Source organism: Chloracidobacterium sp. (assembly GCA_016711345.1).
GTDB lineage: Bacteria > Acidobacteriota > Blastocatellia > Pyrinomonadales > Pyrinomonadaceae > OLB17.
This window is the reverse complement of the sequence record JADJTD010000001.1, coordinates 2,169,922-2,193,756: the sequence shown is the minus strand read 5'-3', so window position 1 is coordinate 2,193,756 and position 23,835 is coordinate 2,169,922. Positions and strand designations below refer to the sequence as shown.

General features: G+C 50.0%; 22 protein-coding genes. 7 read left to right on the top strand and 15 right to left on the bottom strand.

Going from position 1 to position 23,835, the window contains the following annotated elements:
- Positions 1–10: 10 nt before the first annotated feature.
- The 7 genes from IPL32_09060 to IPL32_09030 all read right to left on the bottom strand — a co-directional run bounded on the left by IPL32_09060 (position 11) and on the right by IPL32_09030 (position 5,612).
- Positions 11–907, bottom strand: coding sequence for a pirin family protein (locus tag IPL32_09060; GenBank protein ID MBK8465967.1), 897 nt, complete (start codon positions 905–907; stop codon positions 11–13).
- Positions 908–1,013: 106 nt separating this feature from the next.
- Entirely contained in the window at positions 1,014–1,652 is a 639-nt protein-coding gene (locus IPL32_09055) for a class I SAM-dependent methyltransferase (GenBank protein ID MBK8465966.1), read from the bottom strand.
- On the bottom strand, positions 1,649–2,269 hold the full coding sequence (locus tag IPL32_09050; GenBank protein MBK8465965.1) for a response regulator transcription factor: 621 nt from the start codon (positions 2,267–2,269) through the stop codon (positions 1,649–1,651). The genes IPL32_09055 and IPL32_09050 overlap by 4 nt, the downstream gene beginning before the upstream one ends.
- 267 nt (positions 2,270–2,536) lie before the next feature.
- Entirely contained in the window at positions 2,537–3,358 is an 822-nt protein-coding gene (locus IPL32_09045; GenBank protein MBK8465964.1) for a hypothetical protein, read from the bottom strand.
- Positions 3,359–3,524: 166 nt separating this feature from the next.
- Positions 3,525–4,010 (bottom strand): peptide-methionine (R)-S-oxide reductase MsrB, encoded by a 486-nt coding sequence (msrB, locus tag IPL32_09040; protein MBK8465963.1) that lies wholly within the window; start codon positions 4,008–4,010, stop codon positions 3,525–3,527.
- A gap of 329 nt (positions 4,011–4,339) precedes the next feature.
- Complete coding sequence (locus tag IPL32_09035; protein ID MBK8465962.1) at positions 4,340–4,906, bottom strand: fasciclin domain-containing protein; 567 nt, start codon at positions 4,904–4,906, stop codon at positions 4,340–4,342.
- A gap of 109 nt (positions 4,907–5,015) precedes the next feature.
- Positions 5,016–5,612 carry a RecX family transcriptional regulator gene (locus IPL32_09030; GenBank protein MBK8465961.1) on the bottom strand — a complete coding sequence of 199 codons (597 nt, stop codon included), beginning with the start codon at positions 5,610–5,612 and terminating at the stop codon, positions 5,016–5,018.
- 50 nt (positions 5,613–5,662) lie between these two features.
- On the opposite strand from IPL32_09030, the gene truB reads away from it, so the two are divergent.
- Genes truB through IPL32_09010 form a run of 4 tightly spaced genes read left to right on the top strand, consistent with a single transcriptional unit; the run spans position 5,663 to position 12,235 of the window.
- Positions 5,663–6,565 carry a tRNA pseudouridine(55) synthase TruB gene (gene truB / locus IPL32_09025; protein MBK8465960.1) on the top strand — a complete coding sequence of 301 codons (903 nt, stop codon included), beginning with the start codon at positions 5,663–5,665 and terminating at the stop codon, positions 6,563–6,565.
- A gap of 21 nt (positions 6,566–6,586) precedes the next feature.
- Positions 6,587–7,594, top strand: a complete 1,008-nt coding sequence (locus tag IPL32_09020; GenBank protein MBK8465959.1) for an alpha/beta hydrolase — start codon at positions 6,587–6,589, stop codon at positions 7,592–7,594.
- A gap of 6 nt (positions 7,595–7,600) precedes the next feature.
- Positions 7,601–8,356, top strand: a complete 756-nt coding sequence (locus IPL32_09015; protein ID MBK8465958.1) for an aminotransferase class IV — start codon at positions 7,601–7,603, stop codon at positions 8,354–8,356.
- A gap of 51 nt (positions 8,357–8,407) precedes the next feature.
- Positions 8,408–12,235 carry a hypothetical protein gene (locus tag IPL32_09010; GenBank protein MBK8465957.1) on the top strand — a complete coding sequence of 1,276 codons (3,828 nt, stop codon included), beginning with the start codon at positions 8,408–8,410 and terminating at the stop codon, positions 12,233–12,235.
- A 131-nt stretch (positions 12,236–12,366) separates the two neighbouring features.
- On the opposite strand, the gene IPL32_09005 is transcribed toward IPL32_09010, so the two are convergent.
- Both IPL32_09005 and IPL32_09000 read right to left on the bottom strand, forming a co-directional pair.
- Positions 12,367–12,786, bottom strand: a complete 420-nt coding sequence (locus IPL32_09005) for a hypothetical protein (GenBank protein MBK8465956.1) — start codon at positions 12,784–12,786, stop codon at positions 12,367–12,369.
- Between the two features lie 493 nt (positions 12,787–13,279).
- Entirely contained in the window at positions 13,280–13,717 is a 438-nt protein-coding gene (locus IPL32_09000; protein ID MBK8465955.1) for an OsmC family protein, read from the bottom strand.
- 144 nt (positions 13,718–13,861) lie between these two features.
- Between IPL32_09000 and IPL32_08995 the strand changes: the two genes are divergently transcribed.
- Together IPL32_08995 and IPL32_08990 are read left to right on the top strand one after the other, a co-directional pair.
- Positions 13,862–15,460, top strand: a complete 1,599-nt coding sequence (locus IPL32_08995; GenBank protein ID MBK8465954.1) for a hypothetical protein — start codon at positions 13,862–13,864, stop codon at positions 15,458–15,460.
- A 116-nt stretch (positions 15,461–15,576) separates the two neighbouring features.
- On the top strand, positions 15,577–16,374 hold the full coding sequence (locus IPL32_08990) for a winged helix DNA-binding domain-containing protein (protein ID MBK8465953.1): 798 nt from the start codon (positions 15,577–15,579) through the stop codon (positions 16,372–16,374).
- 14 nt (positions 16,375–16,388) lie between these two features.
- Here the strand turns inward: IPL32_08990 and IPL32_08985 are convergent, their stop codons facing one another.
- The 5 genes from IPL32_08985 to IPL32_08965 all read right to left on the bottom strand — a co-directional run bounded on the left by IPL32_08985 (position 16,389) and on the right by IPL32_08965 (position 22,619).
- A complete protein-coding gene (locus IPL32_08985) occupies positions 16,389–17,546 on the bottom strand; it encodes a hypothetical protein (GenBank protein ID MBK8465952.1) in 1,158 nt (385 codons plus the stop codon).
- A gap of 46 nt (positions 17,547–17,592) precedes the next feature.
- The gene (locus tag IPL32_08980; protein ID MBK8465951.1) at positions 17,593–18,240 is read right to left on the bottom strand and encodes a dihydrofolate reductase; all 648 of its coding nucleotides are present in this window, start codon (positions 18,238–18,240) and stop codon (positions 17,593–17,595) included.
- Positions 18,241–18,283: 43 nt separating this feature from the next.
- Complete coding sequence (locus IPL32_08975; protein ID MBK8465950.1) at positions 18,284–18,679, bottom strand: GxxExxY protein; 396 nt, start codon at positions 18,677–18,679, stop codon at positions 18,284–18,286.
- 44 nt (positions 18,680–18,723) lie between these two features.
- The gene (locus IPL32_08970) at positions 18,724–20,865 is read right to left on the bottom strand and encodes a dehydrogenase E1 component subunit alpha/beta (protein MBK8465949.1); all 2,142 of its coding nucleotides are present in this window, start codon (positions 20,863–20,865) and stop codon (positions 18,724–18,726) included.
- Between the two features lie 86 nt (positions 20,866–20,951).
- Entirely contained in the window at positions 20,952–22,619 is a 1,668-nt protein-coding gene (locus IPL32_08965) for a M1 family metallopeptidase (protein MBK8465948.1), read from the bottom strand.
- A gap of 168 nt (positions 22,620–22,787) precedes the next feature.
- Between IPL32_08965 and IPL32_08960 the strand changes: the two genes are divergently transcribed.
- The gene (locus IPL32_08960; protein MBK8465947.1) at positions 22,788–23,468 is read left to right on the top strand and encodes a peptidylprolyl isomerase; all 681 of its coding nucleotides are present in this window, start codon (positions 22,788–22,790) and stop codon (positions 23,466–23,468) included.
- On the opposite strand, the gene IPL32_08955 is transcribed toward IPL32_08960, so the two are convergent.
- On the bottom strand, positions 23,455–23,832 hold the full coding sequence (locus tag IPL32_08955; protein ID MBK8465946.1) for a glyoxalase: 378 nt from the start codon (positions 23,830–23,832) through the stop codon (positions 23,455–23,457). The genes IPL32_08960 and IPL32_08955 overlap by 14 nt on opposite strands.
- Positions 23,833–23,835: the final 3 nt, after the last annotated feature.

Below are 23,835 nucleotides of genomic sequence, written 5' to 3'. Positions count from 1 at the left end.
GAGTAAAAAATCAATCCGCCAAATAACCAAACTTACCTTGCTGATAGTCGTCGATAGCTTGCGCAATCTCAGCTTTTGTATTCATCAGAAACGGGCCGTATTGAGCTATCGGCTCATTGAGCGGTTCGCCGCTCATCACGAGAAGGATGCTGTCCTCGGCAGCCTCGACTTTTATCAACTCGCCGTCACGTTCGAATAGAGCCAGATGATTTGTCGCTAGTTTCTCAGCATCATTAATCGTCGCTGAGCCTTCGATAGCAAGGATCGCAGTCGTGTAGCCCGTCGGAAATGACATCTCGACAGTCTCGCCTGCTTTTGGCTTTAAGTTGTAAAGATGAACAGGCGAAAATGTCGTCGCCGGGCCTTTTACGCCTTTGAACTCGCCGGCGATGATCTCGACTTCTCCGCCATTGGCAAGAGGCACTCTGCCCATCTCTGCATTTGTGATCGCCTGATAGTTAGGCTCGGTCATTTTGTCCTTGGCGGGCAAGTTCACCCACAATTGCACCATCTGAAACGGCCCGCCGGCTTTGTTATATTCCTCTTCATGATATTCCTTGTGTAGCAAACCGCTGCCCGCCGTCATCCATTGAACATCGCCTTCGCCGATCACACCACCGCCTCCGCGGCTGTCGTGGTGAGCAACCTTCCCCTTATAAGCAATCGTGACGGTTTCGAACCCGCGATGCGGATGCGGGCCGACGCCAAAGGGCTGTTCACGCGGCGGAAAATCCACCTTCGCGTTATAGTCGAGCAAAAAGAACGGACTCATCCGCTCGCCCGTCAGTGGCCCGTGCGGAAAAAATCCATGCACGTTAAATCCATCACCAACCCAATGCCGCGGCGGCGGTGCAATGATCGATTCAACCTTTTTTGTATTAGTGGTTTGTTTAGCTTCTGCTTTCATTTTCTTCTCCAATTGAACAATTTGTTCATTAGATAGATTCTATACACGATATGAACGCATGTAATCGGCAGTTCGGGCGAACTGAGTCTAATACTTTTGGATGACGTTAGGATCTCTTTCTAATAACCATGAGACCATCCCGAATAGGCAACAGAACATTTTCGACACGTTCGTCCGCGAGGACGATTTTGCTAAAATCGGCCAGTGCCTGAGTATCCTCGTCTTTTTCGGCGTCGAGAACCTTGCCGCTCCAGAGGACGTTGTCGGCAATAATAAAGCCGCCCGGACGAAGTTTGTCGAAAACCAGGTTGTAATAATTGGAATAATTAGGCTTATCGGCGTCGATAAAGACCAGATCGAAGATTTCCGATAGATTTGGGATCACATCCACAGCTGGAGCTAATATGAATTCGATCTTGTCTTTGTATTCTGTCTTTTCAACAAAGGAGCGGGCGACCTGATTTGTGTCCTCTTGTATGTCTAATGTAATTACTTTTCCGCCGCCAGCGAGTCCTTCCGCCAGACATAATGCCGAATAGCCGAGATAAGTGCCTATTTCAAGAACAACTTTAGGCTCGATCATGTGAGAAAGCATCGATAAAACGCGGCCTTGAAAGAAGCCAGACAGCATCGAAGAATCCTCATAATGTGCGTAACAATGTTCGCGAAGCTCAGACAAAATCTCGCTTTCGCCCGAAGTATGGGCCTCGGCGTAGTCCGTCAATGCACTTTTTATTTCATTCATAGGTCAACTCTTACCAATCCTCTCTTGATCGCAGTCGTTGCCGCCGATGTACGGTCGGACACACCGATCTTGCCAAAGATGCTCTGAACGTGTGTTTTTACAGTATTTTCTGAAATGTCGAGAGCAAAACCGATCTCTTTGTTCGACATCCCGCCGACGATCTTTCCTAATACGTCAGCCTCGGTCGACGTGAGGTCTTCCTGGCCAAGATGTTCGCTTAAAACTTGAGCGATCTCGTCCGGAATATACTTTCGCCCAGCAGCAACCTTACGGATCGCGGCCACAAGTTCCGATGGCGAAATATCCTTACATATATATCCTACAGCACCTTTTTTCAAAGCCTTGCGTATCTCAGCGTCGCCCGCGTGCTCGGCAAGGACGATTATCTTCGCCTTTGGCCGCTCGGCAAAATAATTGTCTAGATCGTCAATCGAGCAGGAATCGGGAAACCGCAGTCCGAGGATTGTAACGTCGGGATTCATTTCCCCAAACAGCCTGAAGCCGTTTTTCGCGTTATCAGTTTCACCGGTGATCGCAATGTCTGCCTCGCCTTCGAGTACGGCGCGGATGCCGAGCCGCGTGAGCGGTTGGTTTTCAATCAATAAGATATCTATCATCTAAAAAAATAACGGGCTATTACCAACCATCATCAACAAACACCCTTCCATCGATTTGCTCGTATTCGTCTTCATTCAACCAATCTTTCACTTATTGGTAGGTGTCTGCACGAAAGATTATTTCCTTGTTCTTCAAAAAGTCGACAACAACATAGCCACTTTGTTTATCCGGCGCTGGAAGAACGAATAATATGTACACGGGAAGAATAGGATCACTTCCGTCATACCAACATTCGAACCATTTGTCATCAAAAATGGCCACTTAAATTACTTCGCAAGCCCCGCTGCAAACTCAACCAATGGCTTTATCAGATCGGTGTCGTAATTTGTCTTAACATGCTGCATTACGGCGGTTATACGTTCGAGTCCCATGCCCGTATCGACCGACGGAGCGGGCAACGGCGTTAGCTTAAATGAACCGTCAGATTCCTGCGTGCGGTTGTATTGCATAAAGACTAGGTTCCATATCTCCATCGTCGTGTCGCCTTCGCCGTTGACCCATTTTGGGTGGTTTTTGTCCGGATCGTCGGGATCGTCGCCCATGTAATAGTGAATCTCGGAGCAAGGCCCGCACGGTCCGGTGTCGCCCATCTGCCAGAAATTATCCTTGCGGCCAAAGCCAAGAACTCGTTCCGGTTTTGCACCAACCTTTTCCCACAGCGAGCGAGCTTCGTCGTCCGGCCCGACCTCATCGTCACCCTCGAACACTGAAAACCACAGACGCGATTCGTCGAGCTTTAACTCATTGACAAGAAAATCCCACGCAAACTCGATCGCTTCTTTTTTGAAGTAATCGCCAAACGAAAAATTGCCGAGCATCTCAAAAAATGTATGATGCCGAGCCGTCTTGCCGACCTCGTCAAGGTCGTTATGCTTTCCGCCCGCTCGAATACATTTTTGCGAAGACACGGCACGCTTATAATCGCGTTTTTCGCTTCCCAAAAAAACGTCCTTAAACTGATTCATCCCCGCATTTGTAAACAGCAATGTTGGGTCGTTCGCAGGCAGCAGCGGCGACGAATGCACGATCTTGTGTCCGTGCCGCTCAAAATACTCTAGGAATTTAGCTCTGATCTCGTTTCCGGTCATATGAGAACATTATTACATAGCACTTTCGATGTGCATACAGGCGGAAACGCGAGTGTAAACGAGCGTGCCGAGTGGGATAATGCACTCGCGTTTCTACCGTACAAATAAAAAAGCCAGACGCTTTTGGCATCCGGCGAGTGTAGTGCAGGAAAGCACCGTAGGAAAATTACTTGGTCTCTTTAAATTTTAGTGCAACCGAGTTCATACAATAACGAAGCCCTGTTGGCTGCGGCCCGTCGTCAAAGACGTGTCCGAGATGTGCGTGACAACGCGCGCATTCGACTTCGGTACGCTCTTCGCCGAGGCTCTTGTCGGTTTTCTCAACAACATTTTTCTTAGATATCGTTTGGAAAAAGCTCGGCCAGCCTGTTCCTGACTCAAACTTTGCATCCGAACGAAACAAAGCCAGCCCGCACGCTCCGCAATAATAAATTCCGTTTTTGTGATTCTTGGTCAAGGTTCCTGAGTAGGGTGCCTCGGTTCCTTCTTGCCGCATTACATTGTATTCGTCGGCTTTTAGCAGCTTTTTCCATTCTTCGTCGGTCTTAACGATCTCGTTACCGTCAAACTCTCCGTCAGTAAATGTGAAGTCCGATACAGTTTCATTTTTGACGGGTTTTTTCGCGACAGGTGTCGGCGAACCTTCGGCCATTAGGCTCTGCACCGAAGCCTTTGAAGTGCAACCGATCGGGTTGATCAAAACCACCGCAGCCGCAAGTGCAATGAGAGCTAATGATGAAGTAATTAAAGTCTTTTTCATACGAATTGTTGGATGCACAAATATTGCGGTGCGTAGGCCTACATGTAATCAAGAGCGAACATATTTCGTAAAATATTCGCTCTACTTCCAAACAGGCCCGTGCAAGATAATTCGCCCGATGATCGAAGGACTTTCCCTATCGGTGATGAGCAAACCCCTCCAGACATGCTCATCTCCGAAACCTTGTTAAATGCCTTCGATCATCGAACGAAACCGTAGAACTAGTTTGGCAATAAAACGGTATCGATCACATGGATCACGCCGTTCGACTGGCGAACGTCAGCGATCGTCACCATTGACTTGCCGCCTTTTTCATCCATGATAATGACGTTTTTGCCATCCAACATCGCCTTCAATTTGCCGCCGGCAACAGTCGTCAGTTCGGCCGTACCGTTGCCTGCCTTGATGGCCTTAGCAACCGCTTTCGCATCCAGGTTTCCGGCAACGACGTGATATGTAAGGATACCCGCAAGCATCGCCTTATTTTCAGGCTTTAGCAATGTATTTACCGTGCCTGCAGGCAGCTTGTCAAAAGCGCTATTTACCGGTGCAAACACCGTGAACGGGCCTTTGCTCGACAATGTCTCAACCAATCCAGCGGCCTTGACCGCAGCCACCAAAGTCGTATGATCTGCCGAATTGACGGCGTTTTCGACGATGTTTTTCGTCTTATACATCGCCGCTCCGCCGACCATCGGATTTCCGTCCGCTTTTTTATCCATTGACTGTGCCGAAACTCCAAACGTAACGCCAAGCGTTAAAACAATAAGTGCTAATAATGATTTCATTTTCGAATATCTCCCTTGTAAATTATTTAGAAAAGGTTTTTTATTCCTTTGGAGTGGATTTCGCTAAGAGAGAAGGTTTGGATTCAAAGAAAGGAAGGTGGGAATTTAATTATTCGTCGCCGCTCTGATCAATTTTGTTTCTGACGATAGCAGAAAGCGATTCGCGGACGAGGTCAAAACCAAATCCTTGACGAAGGAGATGGTCATAAAACTTCTTAAGGTCTTCGCGGGTCGTCGGCATACCTTTTAGCCTGATGCGTTTTTCTATTGCCTGAGCGATCAATTCGTCTTCAGGCAGCTTCTCAAAGGCATTTTCGATCGCCGCTTCCATCGTTTCTTTATCGAGTTTTTTTTGCGACATTGACTGCCGCAGGCGATGTTTGCCTTGAGGTTTTTGCCTGAGCTTTGAGACGGCAAGATCTTGAGCGTATTGTTCGTCGTCGAGGTACTTATATTCCTTGAGTTTTTCGATGACAGCATCGACGATCGCTTCATTGGTCCAAAGCTTTTCGAGCAAACGCTCGCGCAGTTCGCCGATCGAACGCGGCTTTGCGGCAAGCAGCTTGACGGCGCGGTTCATCGTTTTCTCACGAGAACGCTCGACGTCCTTAACGACACGCTCCGTTTCATCAACCTTTTTATAACGCTTTCGCCACATTTCATTCAATGCAAAGTGTACAGTGCAAAATGCACAATGCTCTGCCATTATTACTATTTATTATTATGCACTGTACGTTGTGCACTGTGCATTAAGCAATGAACGGCATTCTCATCATCGACAAACCCGCAGGCATCACATCGCACGATGTTGTGTCGCGCGTGCGTCGTATCTTAAAGACAAAGCGCGTCGGACATACAGGAACGCTTGATCCTTTTGCGACAGGCGTGATGGTGATACTCGTCGGCCAGGCAACGCGGCTCGCGCAGTTCCTCGACAAGGATGAAAAGGAATACGAAGCGACGGTAAAATTTGGGTTTGAAACAGATACGGGAGACGCTACGGGAACGCGCAGTGCTGAGTGCGGAATGCGGAATGAAGAGATCGAAGAGATACTAGCTTCTGCGAAATGGGACATTACTTTTGAAGCGTTTCGCGGTGAGATCAAGCAGGTTCCGCCGATGTATTCGGCAAAAAAGATAGACGGCAAAAAACTATATGAGCATGCTCGAAAGGGTGAAGTCATTGAGCGCAAGCCCGTTGCCGTGACGATTCACAAGCTTGAGATCATTGACTCCGCACTCCGCATTCCGCATTCCGCATTCATTCGAGTGGTTTGTTCGGCAGGAACCTACATCCGAACATTAGCTGAGGATATCGGACGACAAGTTGGTATAGGAGCACATCTTGCCGAACTCCGTCGAACACGTGCAGGAAAATTTACCATCGAACAAAGCCTAACGCTGGATGAATTAGAAAGACTCGATGAACCCGCGTCTGCTTTGATCGCGATGACCGAAGCCGTTTCGCATCTACAGACTATAGTTTTACCGGACGACCGCGTCGATAAAACCAAAAACGGTCTGGCGACACGCGCGACCGCAACAGAATTCAAAGACGGCGAGTCAATTCAAATGCAAGATGCGAACGGCAATCTGATCGCGATCGGTTTTTACAATGAGGTGGAAAATGTTGTTCAGCCAAAGGTGGTTTTGGTATAAAATTGCGGCAGAGAATTGTTTATGAAAAAACGTGATCTGGCATTGGCGTTTGGTGGAGCGGTCGGAGCGGCGGTCGCAGTAAAAATGCTAACACGCGCGGCGACGGTAAATTGGGAAGATATCGCGGACAAAGTCGCGCATTCCGATCACTCACATTTTGTAAACGTTGACGGAGTGCGAATGCACTTTCAGGAATTTGGCGACGCGGCGAAACCGCCGATGATCCTGATCCACGGCTACACGGCGTCGGTCTATGTGTGGAAATCGGTCGCTCCGATGCTGGCCGACAACGGCTTCCGAGTCATCGCGGTCGATCTTGTAGGTTTTGGATGGTCTGAAAAACCTGCGTCGTTCGAGTATTCGATTCAGGCGCAAGCGCGAATGATATCGCGATTTATGAACACGCTCGGCATCGGCCGTGCCATCATCGTCGGGAATTCCTACGGCGGAGCCGTTGCATTAAACCTGACGCTCGATTATCCCGAAATGGTTGAGAAACTCGTCGTCGTCGATTCCGTCACAAACGACGCGCCCAAAGATCATCCTGTCCTAAAGATCGTCGCCCTTCGCGGCATCGGCGAAGTGTTGACGCCGTTCGTAGCCGACTCAAAACTGTTTCTGCGCGCTCGAATGCACAACACGCTCGCCCCGGCAAACCATCACTTGATCACCGAAGAGCGAATGAACGCGATCCGCCGCCCGCTGCATGCCGCCGACGGCCATCGCAGCTTGCTCGCTACTTCGCGAAACTGGAAAGCGAAACGCATCGAGCAGGACGCACATCTCATCAACCAGCCAACGCTCATCATCTGGGGCGATCAGGACAACGTCATCCCGATCAAATGCGGCCACACGCTGCACAAAGAAATTCTCAATTCGCGCTTCGTAGTTCTAAAAGATTGCGGCCACGTTCCGCCCGAAGAAAAAAGCGATCTATTCACCAAACTCGTCAGCGAATTTTGCCGCGATAAGAAAGGCCGCTTGAAAGCGAACGATTCCGAAGGCATTGTGATGCAGCCTGCTACATAATTTCTAATGCCGCAAAACCTCGCCAACTCAACTCTCTATGGAAAAGGAGTTTTCACGACTATCGCCATCAATGACGGCGAAGCTTTTTTATGGGAGAAACATTGGCAGCGGCTGAAAGACAATGCTTCTCGCATTGATTTGAATCTTGGTGAATATTCGGAAGACTTCACAAAAAACTATCTCACTGAAGCGCTTAGTAAAAACAAAATAACAAACGGACGTGCGCGGATAACTTGTTTTGACGAAACGGAGAGTGCGATCTGGAGCGATGAAACAAAACAAAAGACTAGCCTCTCGATCATCACCGGCGCTCTGCGACCTATCGCCAACAATTTCCGCCTGACCATTTCACCCTATCCGCTCGATTCCCGATCGCCGCTTGCCGGAATAAAATCGTGTAATTACCTCGAGAAAATAATCGCCTTGGGCGAAGCAAAATCGCGCGCTTTTCACGAAGCCGTCCAGCTCAACGAACGCGGCGAGATAACCTCCGCAACAATGGCGAACATCTTTTGGCTGCAAGACAACACACTCTACACCCCCAGCCTAAAAACCGGCTGCCTCCCCGGCACAACCCGCGAATTCATCCTCGAAAACCTCAACTGCCGCGAGACCGAAGCAACCCTAGACAAACTCCACAACGCCCAAGCCATCTACCTAACCTCCGCCACCCTCGGCATCATCCCGGTCACGGAATTCGAATCACGAAAGCTCACAACAATAGATCATCCGATTCTGGATTTGCTTCCCAAAAAACTCTAAAAGGCATATAATTCTCGGCAAAGCAGTTATTAGATACCCAACAACAAGGTTATGTCGAAACCCCGGTCATTCTTGTATTCACCGATATTCACCGTAATAGCTATCTCTATCTTTTACGTATTCACGTTGATTTTTGCCACGCACAACCTGGATGCCCAGACAATTGTTCAGGGTGGCGGGGAATTAACGCCTTCGCCGACCGCAACCCAAGCTCAACCAGGTTCGCTTGATACGTCATTCGGAAACGGCGGAAAAGTGATAACGCAAGTAGGCACAGGGAATGCTGTCGGCCAGGCAGTTGCCGTCCAGACTGACGGGAAAATAGTTTTGGCCGGCTATTTTATTTCCCAACCCGGAAACGTAGACTTTGCCCTTGTTCGATACAATGCCAACGGTACTTTAGACGCGTCATTTGGAAGCGGTGGTATTGTAGTGACGGCATTCGGTGGTTTCTCTCGATGCCTTGCCGTCGCTATCCAAGCCGACGACAAGATAATTGCTGGGGGCGATGGCTTCATTCAAGGGGTCGGTGGCGGCTTTGCCTTAATCCGATACAACTCGAACGGCTCGCTGGATAGCTCTTTCGGCACAGGCGGGAAGGTGCTTACGCCTATCGGCGACGCGGGCGGGGATCTGATCCGTTCGCTGGCTATCGAGGCTGGCGGGAAAATCATTGCGGCCGGAGCTACGGGTAGCCAGTTCGGTCTGACCAGCCGCTTTGCTTTGGCTCGTTATAACACGAACGGTTCGCTTGACACAACGTTCGGCTCGGGCGGCATCGTTACCACTTTGATAGGCTCTCAGCAGAACAGCCCGAACTCCGTGGCGCTTCAGCAGGATGGCAAGATCATTGCCGCCGGTGAAAGCTCCAATGGAATGGTGGATGATTTTTCCATAGCGAGATACCTGCCAGACGGCCAACTCGACGCGCAGTTTGGAAACGGCGGCACTGTGTTGACGCCAATCGGAAGCGTCGAAGATTACGCCACATCCGTAAAAATTCAGACCGACGGTAGAATTTTGCTCTCCGGCAGCACTCAAAATGGCGCAAATTATGATTTTGCTGCGGTGCGCTATGAAGTTGACGGTTCGCTGGATCAGACTTTTGGAACCTCGGGCAAATTTACGGCACCGGTCGGCGATGGCAACGATCTGGGTAGCGAGGCTGTTATTCAGAGCAATGGAAAGATCGTGCTGACGGGCTCAGTCTATGAATCGCTGACCTTCGATTTTGGGCTAATGCGTCTTAATCCAGATAGCTCACTCGACACAACGTTTGGCAATGTCGGCAAAAGAATAACCCCGGTCGGAAATTTTGATGATTACTGCTATTCAACGGCTCTGCAGATGGACGGCAAAATAATTGTAGCCGGATCGAGCTCTAACGGGCAGAATGATTTCTTTTCGTTGGTTCGTTACATTGGCGATCCGGTAGGCGTATCGCCGACTCCGACTGCAACAAATCAATCGACAAGTACACCGACCTCTACGGCTACGATTACTGCGACGTCTACTCCGACGAGCACACGAACCAATACATCTACCCCTACCGCAACGAGTACGGCACCAGCAACTCAGACGAGCACACAAACAAATACACCGACAAATACACCAACCGGCACTCCTACGCCTGGCACTTGTGGAAATCTTGACCCAGCGTGGGGAGGAAATGGGATAGTTTTTACAGCAATCGGCCCAAATTACGATCAGGCTTATGCAGTCGCTGTCCAACCAGATGGAAAAATAGTTACTGCGGGTTATACCTCAAACGCAAATTTTAATCAGGATTTTGCTGTTGTTAGGTATAACACCGACGGGACGCTTGATACATCGTTTGGCGGAACGGGGAAAGTCGTTACACCTGTCGGAACTGCCAACGATGGGGCTCGATCTGTTGTAATACAACCCGACGGCCGAATCGTTGCGGCCGGTTATGCCGTGGTAAATTCCAAATACAAATTTGCGGTGGTTCGATACAACGCTAACGGCACTGTCGATACCTCATTTAACGGAACGGGAAAGGTGATAACGTCACTCGGAACCGAAGATGATCTTATTTATTCGGTTGCACTCCAATCCGACGGCAAGATTGTCGTGGCCGGTCAGAGCTTTACAGCCACTGCGGACTTTGGAGTAGCTCGTTACAATACGAATGGCACGCTTGACACTTCGTTCAACGGAACAGGCAAGGTCGTCACGCCGATTGGAACTTTTCATGATGTTGCTTATGGTGTTGCGATGCAATCCGACGGCAAAATAATCGTCGCTGGTTACGCTCGCATTAGCCCCATCGTTTATTTTGCCGTGGTCAGATATAACTCTGACGGAACGCTTGATACATCATTTGGTGGTACCGGAAAAGTGTTGACCTCAATGGGCGGGGACGGGAGCAGCGCCGAGGCGAATGCAATCGCGGTCCAGCCCGATGGCAAAATTCTGGCAGCGGGCTATGCTTATGCGTTCACGACCAAACAAGAGGATTTCGCTATTGTCAGATACAACCCGGATGGCACCCTTGATACTTCGTGGGGAGATGCCGGTAGAGTAATAACACGAATTGGCAGAGGCGGGGATGAAGTCTTTGCAATTGGGCTTCAGCCAAATGGCATGGTAGTCGCAGCGGGAGGTGCTAATGACGGCTCATTTGATTTTGAGTTTGCGGCCGCCCGCTACAATTCCAACGGAACGCTTGATACGTCCTTCAATGGTACTGGAAAAATTATCACCTCGCTCAATACAAAAGCCTTTGACGATAACGTAGCCCGGGGGGTGGCTATCCAGACTGACGGCAAGATCGTGGCGGCGGGTTATTCCCCAAATCCGTTCAACGTTGATTTCGCAGTCGTTAGGTACGGTCTTGCACCATGTGTAAGCGGAACCGTTACTTATGCCAACGCAACAGGATCTCCGCTTCCGCGCTTTGTTTCAAATGTATCGATCAATGGTTCAGGATCAGTTCCGGCGTCAGCTATGACCAGCTATCCTGAGGGTATTTATAGCCTAAGCGGGTTCGGCACCGGTACTTACACTGTTACGCCATCAAAGACGGGCGGCGTCGGCACCTCCGCAATATCGTCCTTCGACGCTGCTAAGATAGCGCAGCATGTTGCGGGAGTTAGTATTTTAACGGGGAATCAATTTGTTGTCGCCGATGTTAGTGGAAACGGGACGTTGTCCTCTTTTGACGGGGGACAAGTTGCGAGATATGTCGCGGGAGTGACTGGATTTGGATCGACGGGAAGTTGGAGATTTGATCCAATTAACCGGCTGTATTCCCCGATCACAGTAAGTATCACATCCCAAGATTATTCGGCTTTCCTTATGGGAGAGGTTTCCGGTAACTGGTTTGATTTTGACGCTAGGCCGGCTGTGGCTATGCCACCGGCGGCAGAGCCGCGAGATCAAAGTGAGCAAGGCACGGAAAAGCACAGCTTTTCCGCAAATAGAACGGCGGAGCCGCGGGCTGTTGTAGGTTCGGAAGGAGGTATATCTGTTGGATTGCCGCATGTAGTTTCGGCTGTTGATAAAGAGATCGTTGTGCCTGTAAAGGTTGATGAAATTACGAACCAAGGTGTTATCTCTTATGAATTTGACCTCAGGTATGATCAAAACGTTCTTCAGCCGCTTGCTGAGCCTGTTGATATAAAAGGAACAGCAAGTCGCGGGCTCGTCGTGGTGACGAATGCGACTGAGCCCGGGCTTTTGCGAGTTGTGCTTTACGGGGCTTATCCGATAGATGAGAACGGCGTGTTGTTGAACCTGAGGTTTACCGCCGTCGGTTCGTCCGGTTCAGTTTCGCCGATCTCGTTCGAGCGGATAATGTTCAACGAAGGCGAGCCGCGCGTGACTGTCTCTGACGGAAAAATCGAACTGTTATAAAAATATGCGAAAGCCCGCACGTTAGTAAGGGCGGTACATTCAGGTTGAGTGTTCCGCCCTTACTTACGTGCGGGCTTCTGCAAAAAAACGCCCTTACTTACGTGCGGGCTTTTGCAAAATAATGCCTTTACTCACTTGCGGGCTTGTTTATCGCCGCGTTTTTTCTGACCTTGAGCGCGGGTTGAGACTTTTGCCGTTCGCATATCGAGCATCAAGATTCCGTCCTCATTTGTCTCGATATCGTGAAAACGAATAGTTTCGGGCAGGTCGATGCCGAATTCTTGTATCATTCGATAGGCACGCACCAATTTGCCGCCGTGACGGCCTTGTTTTGCGACAGGGAAAGCGTTGCGGGCCGCGAGCGCGGTCGGTTTTAGGCCGATGCGGTTGTTTACCTTGTCGAATAGCAAGTTAAACGCCTTTGGCTCGTTAAGCGATTCGTAGGTCCTGCGGTTCATTGCGATGTGGCCCTTTGGGTTCATCGTTACGTAATGCGCGGACCACTGTCCGATAAGATCTCCACGCGGGCATTCTCTCCAATCTGGTTTCATATCTGAAATTCCTCCTTTTTTTTAGAAGTGTAGCATATCTAATTGTCTGTTGCATAGTCAAGACAATCAAAAAAATGCTTGATATGATTTTCTCCGTGTTTCTCCGTGTCCGCCTCTCCGTGATCTCCGTGTTGAGATTTTTCTTAACACAGAGCACACAAAACGAAGACACAAAGGACACAGTGAACAGTTCGTCGATCAGGACAGTGATCAACTGCGTTATCGGCGTAGGCAATAGGGGTGACTTATTGGTCCCGAGGACACATTGATCGAGGAGAGCAGATTATTGCGGCATCACTTTTTTTGGTGGCTTTTTGGGGTCTAGCGATGGCTTTTTGGGGGTACTCCGATGGCTTTTTGGGTGTCTCCGATGGCTTTTTTTTGTGTTCTCTGTGTTTTACCTCTGTGACCTTTGTGTTTAGCTGAGCTTTCAAACACAGAGTACGCAAAGAGAAGACACAGAGGACACAGAAATTTCAAACTGCCCCGCCGCTTACGCAGCGGGTTCTGACACTTCGATGATCTCGAAGCTCGTCATGATCTCGGCTGTTGGGCGGACTGTCGCGGCGACGGAGCAGTATTTTGTGTCGGACAGTTCGATGGCGTCGGCGACGGCTTTTTCGGAAACGTTGCGGCCATGCACGATATGGTGGACGTGGAATTTGATAAACGCCCGCGGATGATCCTCTTTTCGCTCGCCTTTTATCTCGACATTGTAGGCAGTCACGTCCTGACGTTTTTTATGCAGGACCGAGATGACATCGACAGCGGTACAGCCCGCTACGGACACCAGCAGCATCTCCATTGGGGTCGGTGCAGCGTGCCTATCTCCTTTAGAATCCATTAGTTGAGCGTGACCGCTCGGCGGCGTGCCGATAAAGAATTCGTCTCCTGCGTAGGTTACCGTGGCTTTGTATTCATTTGCTGACATAGTTTCAAACCTGCTATTACAGTGATGTTATCATATGCGTCGGCTATATCCGCTCGTTGTGAAACAACCATTGGCACAAAAAATGCTTCAAAATTGGCGGGTAAGAAAGCGCCTATTCCGACGGGCAAAAAGGTGAGGAAAAATATGAAGAAGATAAGAAGCACGTTTTCGCTTTCGTTGGTGGTCGTGTCGATGCTGCTCGGCATTGCGGGCATAACAAACGCTCAGCGGCGAAATGACCGCGATATTCGCGATGCAGTGCGTAGCCTGAACTCAAAGCTCGACGATTTTGAGCAAAATGCACGCTATCAGATGCAAAGCTCCTCGACGAATAACGGCCAGATCGCGGATCTTGCCGATTCGATTCGACCTTTGCGCGACAGCATTCAGCAGTTTCAGGACAATTTCGACCGCCGCCGCGAAAATCGCGATGACGTGAACCAGATCGTCGATGCGGCTCGCCGCATAAATGTCTTTCTGCAATCGAACCCGCAAAATCGCCGTGTCGAAGATGATTGGAACGGCGTTAAGCGGCAAATAGAGCGACTTGGAGCAAACTATGGCGTTACGCCCAATTGGACCGTCGAAGAAGATCCTCAATGGGTCAAAGATTATCCCGACAAAGGCCCGCTGAACACTGTAAGCGTTGGGCTTTCAGGCACTTACGATCTCGACTCCGCTCGAAGCGAAAATATCGACGACATCGTTGCCGATACCAGTCTCGGCACCGAGCAGCGCGAAGATCTGAAAGATAAGCTTGTCGCTCCGGGACAGATAGCGATCGATATTCGCGGTAACCAAGTAACCCTCGCAACCTCAAATGCTTCGCCGGTTACATTCACTGCCGACGGCCGCGATAAGACGGAATCGTCGCCTTCCGGTAAGTCGATCCGCGTTCGAGCGACTTTGAATGGGCAAAGTTTGATCGTTTCGAGCCTCGGCGGCGACACAGATTACACGATCACATTCACAAGCTTGAGCAACGGCAAAGCGTTGAAGGTCAATCGCCGCATCACGACCGAATACCTCAACCAAACCGTCATCGCCGAAAGTGTCTACAATAAGACAGATGCGGTTGCACAGCTTGGCATAAACCCAAATGGAAATGTGCCCGATAACAGCGGAGGTTACTCCGATAACGATCAATCTGGCAACGTGCCGAACGGCGGCGTTCCGAGCATTTCGACTTCGCGTCCCGGCAATTACGTCGTGCCGAACGGCGTTACGATCACCGGCATTCTCGAAAACGAGATCAACACAAATGTGTCGCAAAATAACGACCGCTTTCGCCTGACGGTGCAATCGCCGGTCGAGTTTCGCGGTGCCGTTATCGAAGGCTATATTTCCGGCGTCGGACGCTCAGGTAAAGTTACCGGACAATCAAACGTCACGTTCAATTTCGAGCGAATACGCCTGCGAAACGGCCAGACGCATGATTTTGCCGGCACGCTTCTCGGCATCAAAGATCAGAACGGCAAAACCGTCAAGATCGACAACGAAGGCACCGCCAAAGGCAGCAGCCAAACTAAAGAGACGGCCAAACGTGGAGGTCTTGGAGCCGGCGCTGGAGCAATTTTGGGGGCAATCTTGGGTGGAGCAAAAGGTGCGGCGGTTGGAGCGGTTATTGGGGGCGGTGCAGGTGCCGGGTCAGTTATCGTAACCGGTAAAGACGACATTCGGCTGCAAACAGGCTCGACAATTACTGTTCGGTCTTCGTCGCCGGTAAATACCGGGCAAAGATAATTTTTGGCCGCTGATTGACGCAGATAGACATGTATAAGAAAAATCGAAAGGGCAGTCTTGCGGCTGCCTTTTTTCTTCTATGTGCTCTCAGTGTCCTCTGTGGCAAAATAGTTCTCGTGAAAACTCTACCCGAAGAGATCGAACAATACCGTGACCGCAAATGGCGGCGTGAAGATTCTTTAAAGATCGACACCGCCGAAGCTGTCGAAGAAATGGTCGAGGAACTCGGATTTTGCCTCGGCCTTACCGACATACGAAAGGCTATGCCGTCAGTCTATATTGCCGTTTGCGGCAGCCGAGATGCTCATATGCCGCGAACTGTGCAGAAGGATTTCGAGGCAAGCCGAGCATGGGTCCTAAAAGACGAAGTCATCGCTCGCGGTAAGCTCTATTACGCAAAGCTCATCAAGGGCAATTCGTGGTTTGTGGCGCCGCGGATGATACCGGTTTTTAACGCGATCTGGGGCTGCTCGCGAAAAGGCGAATCAGGCATCTTGTCAAAGAACGCACAGCTTGTGCTGAAAGTCCTACGCAAAGAATGGGAAATGGCTACCGCCGACCTTCGCGAAGAGTGCGGTTTTAAGGACAAAAAAGATCTCACAAATGCCCTCGACGAACTCCAACGCCGAATGAAAGTCGTGCCGCAAGAGGTCCTCTATGTTCCCAAGTTCACCTACATCTGGACACTCGCCGAAGCCCGTTTCCCTGCCGAGTTAAAGATCAAAATAAAACGCGAAGATGCGGTCCGCGAACTCGCCCGAACATACCTGCAAATGTGCGGCATGACCTTGGTCGGTGAACTTTCAGGCAAATTCGGCTTCCAACGCTGGGAATCGGGCAAGGCAAATCACGAACTTGTTGACGAAGGGTTTGCTGAACGCCTGGCAACAGGAATTTATAGGTTAAAACAATAACCAACGGAAGCGTTTCAAGCTTTTACAGAATCGCTGAAGATCTGCGCAAGTGCCATAGGGGTCATGCGCCTAATTGTTGAGTTCACCTGCATCGGAAACACCCCTGTGTCGGGACGCGCGTGAGGAAGAATAACGCCCTTTTTTAGGACGCGTTCGGAAAATACTTCGGGCTTCATACCGGAGACCGTAAGCAAGAATCGGCTCGTGCCATTCGGCACTTTTTGTACTTTGAATCGGCCGTCTGATCCAAGCACATTGATCACCTGGTCCGCAATACGCCAAGCTTTGGCATATTCGTCTTCGAAGGTATCCACATATTGATTTACTAAGGCGATTTCCGGCCACGCCTGAGGTAACGAGCCGCCAAACATCCGTCGCATATGAAACATTCCTTCGATGAACTTTGCATTTCCGGCTATTATCGCACCTGCTGCACCGTTGAAATGCTTCCATATAGACACGTAAACGGTATCGAAAAGAGCCGTATATTCCCTTATACCCTTGCCGGAATGAAAAGGGAGGTTGAACATGCGTGCGCCATCTAGGTGTAGGCGTATCCCCTGGCTGCGTGCGTAACTACAGACACGTTCCAACTCTCCAAAGTCGACCATTTCGTGATCATTCCGCCGGACCGGATTTTCAATGGAGATCACGCCTATTTTTGTTTCAACTCGGCCACCCGCGGAACGCTCGACCCACCGCTTCACTTCTGAAAGTTCGATCGTGCTGCGGCCCATTGCCAGCGGTATAAGGGTCAAACCGCTCAACGTCTGGGAGCAATCGCCACTGTCGTTATAGAAATGACTCTCGGCCTGTACGAGAACCCGGCGATCGGTTCCCGCGAGCTTCCTTATCGCGAGATGGTTAGCTAAAGTACCGGTTGGCACAAACATCGCAGCTTCTTTCCCAAGAAGCTGCGCAAATTTTTGCTCAAGTTCTCGGACACATCCACCATTTGAGTAGTAATCGGCTTCTGGGTTTCGAGCTTTTGACGCTTCATGTAGCAGAGTAACGTACTCGCGAGGATCTAGTCCCAGACCGTCAGACGTGAAATTGATTTGTTTAAATAACTCAGTTGAAGGGACATCTCTCGCTCCGGCTTCAATGTTTCGGGTTAGCACTGACGATGAGACCGCCAATCCACTTGCGGCTAAGAAATGACGGCGATCCATAAAATATCCTCAATTCGGGAAACTCAATTCAATAAAAAACAGAATACTATGTCTTCCTGATAAATATATGCACGGCTCGCTCGCCTTGTACCATTCTGTCCACTTGGTAGCCGAGTGCTCGAAGATCGAGTCCGGCAAAGAGCGGCTCGCCCTGCCCGAGAATAACGGGCCGTAGGGCGAGATGCAGCTCGTCGATCAGCCCTTCTTGTAAATATTGTCGAACCGTCGCAGGTCCGCCGCCGATGCGAATATCTTTTCCGCCCGCTGCCGCCTTTGCTTGTTCAAGTGCCGAGTGAATGCCGTCGGTTATGAAGTGAAAGGTCGTGCCACCTTTCATTTCGATCGGCTCGCGTGCGTGATGCGTGAGAACAAAGGTAGGAACGTGATACGGAGGCTCGTCGCCCCACCAGCCTTTCCATTCATCATCTAGCCAAGGCCCGCGAACCGGCCCGAACATATGTCGTCCGAGTATCCACGCACCTTTGCCGCTCATACTCTCTGCCGCAAATTGATCGTCAATGCCTGTCTCACCACCGCCATCGCCGCCGTGCTGTTCGATAAAAGTCTTCGTCGGAAAGAACCACTCCATCAACTCCGGCCCACGAATGCCGAGCGGGTTTTCGAGACTCTGGTTCGTTCCTGCAGAATATCCATCGAGCGAAACACCGAAACTTTGAACAACAATCTTTCCCATAAAAGAAATTTAACCGCAGATAGACGCAGATGAACACAGATATTTAGGAAATATTTTCAAGGAACTGTGATTGAAATACACGTTTAATTTCGACCCTTGGGCGACCAAAGTTTATCAACAAACAAAGTGGCAACTTAGTTGCGTTTAGATAATTAATACATTGGGCCTTGTGATTGTCACTAAATCCATTCGTTGTTTTGAGTTCTATCAAAAGCACATCTTCGATTAACAGGTCTGCGAAATATTCGCCTACTATTACTCCGTCGTATATGACATGCAAAGGCCTTTGTATTTCTACTTTGACTCCTAACTTTCGAATTTCATGAGCCAGCGCGTTTTCGTAAACTTTTTCGAGAAACCCACAACCTAAGGTATTCCCAATCGCATATGCACAACCAATAACCTTTTCAGACAATGCATTCAATTCACTTTCAGTCATTTCCTATCTGTGTTTATCTGCGTTCATCTGCGGTTAATTTTTTCTTAGTATTTCATCAACTCCTGCACAGCCTTTTCGACATCCTCCGACTGCGGAAGGATGAAATCTTCGACCTGCGGGGCGTAGGCGACGAAGGTGTCGGTGGCGCCTACGCGGCGGACGGGAGCGTCGAGGTATTCGAATAGTTCGTTTGAGATGCGTGCGGCGATCTCGGCGCCGTAGCCGTAGGAGACTGGATCTTCGTGAGCGACGATGACGCGTGATGTTTTCTTGACGGATTCGGCGATGGCTTCCCAGTCGTAGGGAACGAGCGTGCGCAGATCGATCAGTTCGACCGAGATCCCTTGTTGTTCGAGACGTTTGCAGGCTTGGTTTGAGCGTTCCACCAATGCACCGAAGGTTATGATAGTGACATCGCTGCCTTCGCGGACTTTTTTGGCCTTGCCGAACGGGATTAGGAAATCGCTCGACGGGTACTGCGATTTATTGTAAACCTGTCGATAAAGATGCTTGTGTTCGAGAAATAAAACAGGGTCGTCGCAGCGGATCGCGGTTCTTAACAAGCCGTTCGCATCGAGAGCTGTTGACGGATAAACGATCATCAATCCCGGCGTATGCGAAAAGAGCGTCGTGCCTGATTGCGAGTGGTAAACGGCACCACCTTTCAGATAACCGCCGACCGGAACACGCATCACCATCGGACATTTTGTGTCGCCGTCCGAACGCCAACGCGTTACAGCGACCTCGTTGCGGATCTGGTGAAACGCAGGAAAGATGTAATCAAAAAACTGGATCTCGACGACCGGTTTGAGGTTCCTGATCGCCATTCCGACCGCACGGCCGATGATGTTTGCCTCGGCAAGCGGTGAATTGAAAACGCGCGCGCCGCCAAATTTTCGCTGCAGATTTGCCGTGACCTTAAACACGCCGCCTTTGCCCTTAACCTGTTCGAGATATTCTTCACGTGAGCAATCGGCAACGTCCTCGCCAAAAACGACAATGCGTTCGTCACGCTCCATTTCCTCGTGCATGCAGCGGTTGATGAGATCGACCATCGTGCCGGCGTTGCCGGAAAGTTCCGCACCGTCCTCGGTATCAAAGCGCTGACGATCCGTCGGATCGATGTCTGGCGAGAATACATTGCGATACGCCGATTCTGGAGCAGGCTGCGGCGTTTCGATGGCGATGTCGGCTGCCTTGTTTACCTCGTCATCAACCTCTTTGCGAAGCGCTTCGAGGTCTTCTGATGAGGCAATGCCTTCGTTCATAAGAAACTCGGCGTATTTCTTGATCGGGTCGATCGCGGCGTCGGCCTGACGCTCTTCGTCGGGGCGATAAAGTTTTTCGTCGTCAGATAGTGAGTGGGAATATGGACGAATAACCTTGGCATGAACAAATGCCGGGCCCTTTCGTTCTCGGCAATATTTTACTGCCTTTGAAAACACCTCGTATGAAGCGAGCACATCCGTTCCGTCAACTTTCTGGATGAATAGATCGGGGAAACCCGCGACGAGCTTTGAAATATCGCCGCCTGCAGTACCGACCTCGACCGGAGTCGAAATAGCGTATCCATTATCCTCGACGACAAATATCACAGGCAGTTTGAGGTTGCTGGCCGTATTCAAAGCCTCCCACCATTCGCCCTCGCTCGTCGTGCCGTCGCCAACCGACATATAGACGACCTCGTCACCTTTATAACCGATGATCTTGTCTTTCAAGCCTTTAACAAGGCCTGCACGATAACTCGCCTCAGCCGCTCCGACCGAATGAAGTGCCTGTGTGCCAGTGCATGACGATTGCGAAGGCACATTTAACGCTTTGTGTCCCCAGTGCGAAGGCATTTGACGGCCGTGCGAATTAGGATCGACCTCGGCACCGACCGCCGACCAGAGCATTTCCTGAGCGGTCATCCCAAGCCCGAGCATCAATGCTCGGTCACGATAATATGGAAAGAACCAATCGTAAGCGGGCTTCATCGCGAGAGCAGCAGCGGCGAGAATGCCTTCGTGCCCTGCACCTGAGATCTGGAAAAAGATCTTGTTCTGGCCCTTGAGCTGGATTTCCTTATCATCGACACGCCGCGACATATACATCGTGCGGTAAAGCCCTACAAGCGTCTTGTTATCGAGGCCGTGATACTTTTCTGCTGCGGCAGCCTTGCCGTTCTTTTTTGTTGCTGTCGTCATTAAATGTGTCCTGTATGTAGCAATATATTACCAATAAGGCAACTTTTTAAGATACCAAATCGGCGTAAAACGGGCAATTTACCCAATCACCGCATTTTCAGCACCCAGCCTTTCGGATCGACGACTGGCGGCGCGCCCGTGTAGGTAACGGTGGCTTTGCCGTCTTTCATTTCGATGCGTTGGGTTTTGCCGTTTACGACGACATCGACGGGCATCGGGAACGGTATGTTGTCTGGCGTTTCCCATCTTAAAAGCATCGGGCAGTTGTTTGTGCAATCCTGGGGAACAGCCTTGATCAGTTTGGGCAGTTTTGGTTGGCGCAGGTAAAGCTCGAAAAACCAGTCAAGCTGCATTCCCGAATCAGCCTCGGCGATGGTTAGGAAGTCGTCGGTATTTACCAGCCGCGTCTGACGGCCGTCGGTGTAGGTTTCCATCTCCTTTGTCGGGTATGCCATGTGGCGCAGGGCTTGGAAAAAGGCTTTGTCGCCGATCAGGTATCTTAGCGTGTGCAGAATATAGGCACCTTTGCCATAGATGTCGCCGTCGGATTTTAGATAGTCGGGTTCGGCCATATAGACCTGATAGGCGATCTTGGCTTCACGCGGCGCCACGGGCTGCATGTTTCTGAAATTTTTTGCCCGATCAGCCATCGTTGTCAAGTAGGCTTCCTGGCCGTGCAGGTGTTCCTGATAAAGCGTGTCCATATAGCTCTGAAATCCCTCATGGATCCAGAAATCGCGCCAGTCGCTCGCGGTTACAAGATTGGCCCAGTATTCGTGGCCATATTCGTGCAGCAGCAGCCCGTCGGTTCCATCCTTGTCATACCTAAACTCATTGCCGTAAGCGATATTGGTCGAGTGTTCCATGCCGAGATGAGGAGTCTCGACAATGCCGACCTTTTGTGAACGAAAAGGAAACGGGCCGAGGTATTTTTCGAAAAATGCGATGTACTTTTTTTGCTCGGCGATCAGACTTGCACCTTTAGCAAAACTTTCCGGCAACACATAAAAAACGATCGGCAGCATATCGCCAGAAATGGATTTGTATTTGTCCTCGATCAGTTTGTAGGGCGCGGCGTTGAAAACTATCGAGTAATTGGGAATCGGATTGGTCATTCGCCAGTTGAATGTTGATGTGCCTCCGGCGTTTTTCTTGACGCTTTCAAGTTTGCCAGGTCCAGTAGCGATAAGCGGATCGGGAACCGTAATGTGCATCGCAGCCATAGCCGGTTTGTCTGACGGATGATCTTTGCAAGGGAACATAAGATCGGCGCCATCGTTTTGCAATGCGACCGAGATCCAATCAGATCCGTCAGCCGTCTTGCTCCACATAAAGCCTCCGATCCAAGGCGGTTTTGGAGCAATGCGTGGCGTGCCGGCGTAAGTAATGCTTGTTTTGATCTCTTCGCCGACCTGTTTTGTCATTGGGAACCATATCCAAATCTTGCCTTCTTTTCGTTGATAGGTGAGGTCGCGGATGCCGTCGGTCAGTTTGCTGATCGTGTACGGAGTGTCGAGATCGAGCACGATGACGTTCGTTGGAATCGCGGTCCTCGCCTTCATCACGGTCGTGCCGCTGATCGACTTCGTTTTTGGATCAACGTTCAGCGAAATGTCGTAATTCTGCACGTCAAACACCGCCTGTTCAAACATCAGCGGCCCGCCTGTGTCGGTAGGACGAACGCCAAGCTCGCGCTGTGCAAAAGTCGATATAACAAAGAGGAGTACAGCGATCAATGGTGAAATATTTTTCATATCTTTATTAGCAAACAAATATAGCTTGTGAGGGTCATTTAAAACTTGGCGTCTTGCGTGATTAAAAGTTTCCCGCAAAGCCGCAAAGCACGCAAAGTAAGAATATAAGACACTCACTTCTTAATAAAACACTTTACACCTCAACCCGTTTTACCGAAAATGTAATTTATGTTTGGACGTGTTGTATTTATGCTGGCCTGCGTTTTGATGTTTCTGCCTGTGGCGGTGTCTGGCCAGAGAGCTTCAACGACCCCAAAACCTGAACCCTCTAAAATAAATGCCCGTCCGACGGAAACGCCGCAGATCGTATCTGAGCCTTTTGATAAGGCCGACATTAAAATGATGGCCGCAAAATGCATAAGGCTCGAAACCGAAGCCGGCGAAATTGAGTTTGAGCTTTACCCCGAAAGTGCGCCAGAAACCGTTCGCAATTTTCTCAATCTCGCATCAACAGGAGCATTTGATACGACTACATTTAGCCGCATCGTACCGGGCTTTGTGATTCAGGGCGGCAATATTTCTACACGAGAAAGCGGTTACACGAACGAATTGGCCCTGCGTGCTCGACGGACTATTCCCGATGAGCCGAACAAGATACTGCACGAACGAGGCATCGTCTCAATGGCACGGCCTGACGAACCAAATAAAGCTTCGACGCATTTCTTTATTTTGGTGGATTCTGCTGCGTCGCTAGACGGCAAATATGCGGCTTTTGGCCGTGTTACAAAAGGAATGAGTATTGTGGATGCTATTAACAAAGCTCCGGTCGAAGGTGAGAAACCTGTAAAGCCAGTTCGTATAAAGAAAGTGTTAGTCGTCAACTGCACTCAGCTAACTAAAGCTCTCTAGCAAAAGCCAGAACATGTCCTGAAAGGTCAGTAGAATACGCAGCATCGTGTCCCCAATCACGCTCTTTTAAAGGACTGATCTCTGTGCCGCCATTTTGTAATGCACGCGAGTGAAAAGCTGAAGGGTCGTCAACAATCAAATAAATTTCAGCACATGGATTTTCGGCAAGCCCCGAAACGTCAATATTTCGCCCAACTAAACGCGAAGCGCTTACAGCAGGCATCAAGCCGAGAACGGCTCCGTCATTTAGCTCAAACTCAGTCATTCCCAGAACGTGTAATCGTGGTTCGGCCTCAAGCACAGCCGAGTAAAAATCTGTCGCCGCTTTTTGGTCGTGGACGTAGAGAATAAAATGCGGTTTCATCAG

What these genes read in the sequence shown, in the direction of transcription:
- IPL32_09060 (MBK8465967.1), bottom strand. Translation starts at nt 907, where the DNA reads ATGAAAGCAGAAGCTAAACAAACCACTAATACAAAAAAGGTTGAATCG.
- IPL32_09055 (MBK8465966.1), bottom strand. Translation starts at nt 1,652, where the DNA reads ATGAATGAAATAAAAAGTGCATTGACGGACTACGCCGAGGCCCATACT.
- IPL32_09050 (MBK8465965.1), bottom strand. Translation starts at nt 2,269, where the DNA reads ATGATAGATATCTTATTGATTGAAAACCAACCGCTCACGCGGCTCGGC.
- IPL32_09045 (MBK8465964.1), bottom strand. Translation starts at nt 3,358, where the DNA reads ATGACCGGAAACGAGATCAGAGCTAAATTCCTAGAGTATTTTGAGCGG.
- msrB (MBK8465963.1), bottom strand. Translation starts at nt 4,010, where the DNA reads ATGGCCGAAGGTTCGCCGACACCTGTCGCGAAAAAACCCGTCAAAAAT.
- IPL32_09035 (MBK8465962.1), bottom strand. Translation starts at nt 4,906, where the DNA reads ATGAAATCATTATTAGCACTTATTGTTTTAACGCTTGGCGTTACGTTT.
- IPL32_09030 (MBK8465961.1), bottom strand. Translation starts at nt 5,612, where the DNA reads ATGGCAGAGCATTGTGCATTTTGCACTGTACACTTTGCATTGAATGAA.
- truB (MBK8465960.1), top strand. Translation starts at nt 5,663, where the DNA reads ATGAACGGCATTCTCATCATCGACAAACCCGCAGGCATCACATCGCAC.
- IPL32_09020 (MBK8465959.1), top strand. Translation starts at nt 6,587, where the DNA reads ATGAAAAAACGTGATCTGGCATTGGCGTTTGGTGGAGCGGTCGGAGCG.
- IPL32_09015 (MBK8465958.1), top strand. Translation starts at nt 7,601, where the DNA reads ATGCCGCAAAACCTCGCCAACTCAACTCTCTATGGAAAAGGAGTTTTC.
- IPL32_09010 (MBK8465957.1), top strand. Translation starts at nt 8,408, where the DNA reads ATGTCGAAACCCCGGTCATTCTTGTATTCACCGATATTCACCGTAATA.
- IPL32_09005 (MBK8465956.1), bottom strand. Translation starts at nt 12,786, where the DNA reads ATGAAACCAGATTGGAGAGAATGCCCGCGTGGAGATCTTATCGGACAG.
- IPL32_09000 (MBK8465955.1), bottom strand. Translation starts at nt 13,717, where the DNA reads ATGTCAGCAAATGAATACAAAGCCACGGTAACCTACGCAGGAGACGAA.
- IPL32_08995 (MBK8465954.1), top strand. Translation starts at nt 13,862, where the DNA reads ATGAAGAAGATAAGAAGCACGTTTTCGCTTTCGTTGGTGGTCGTGTCG.
- IPL32_08985 (MBK8465952.1), bottom strand. Translation starts at nt 17,546, where the DNA reads ATGGATCGCCGTCATTTCTTAGCCGCAAGTGGATTGGCGGTCTCATCG.
- IPL32_08980 (MBK8465951.1), bottom strand. Translation starts at nt 18,240, where the DNA reads ATGGGAAAGATTGTTGTTCAAAGTTTCGGTGTTTCGCTCGATGGATAT.
- IPL32_08975 (MBK8465950.1), bottom strand. Translation starts at nt 18,679, where the DNA reads ATGACTGAAAGTGAATTGAATGCATTGTCTGAAAAGGTTATTGGTTGT.
- IPL32_08970 (MBK8465949.1), bottom strand. Translation starts at nt 20,865, where the DNA reads ATGACGACAGCAACAAAAAAGAACGGCAAGGCTGCCGCAGCAGAAAAG.
- IPL32_08965 (MBK8465948.1), bottom strand. Translation starts at nt 22,619, where the DNA reads ATGAAAAATATTTCACCATTGATCGCTGTACTCCTCTTTGTTATATCG.
- IPL32_08960 (MBK8465947.1), top strand. Translation starts at nt 22,788, where the DNA reads ATGTTTGGACGTGTTGTATTTATGCTGGCCTGCGTTTTGATGTTTCTG.
- IPL32_08955 (MBK8465946.1), bottom strand. Translation starts at nt 23,832, where the DNA reads ATGAAACCGCATTTTATTCTCTACGTCCACGACCAAAAAGCGGCGACA.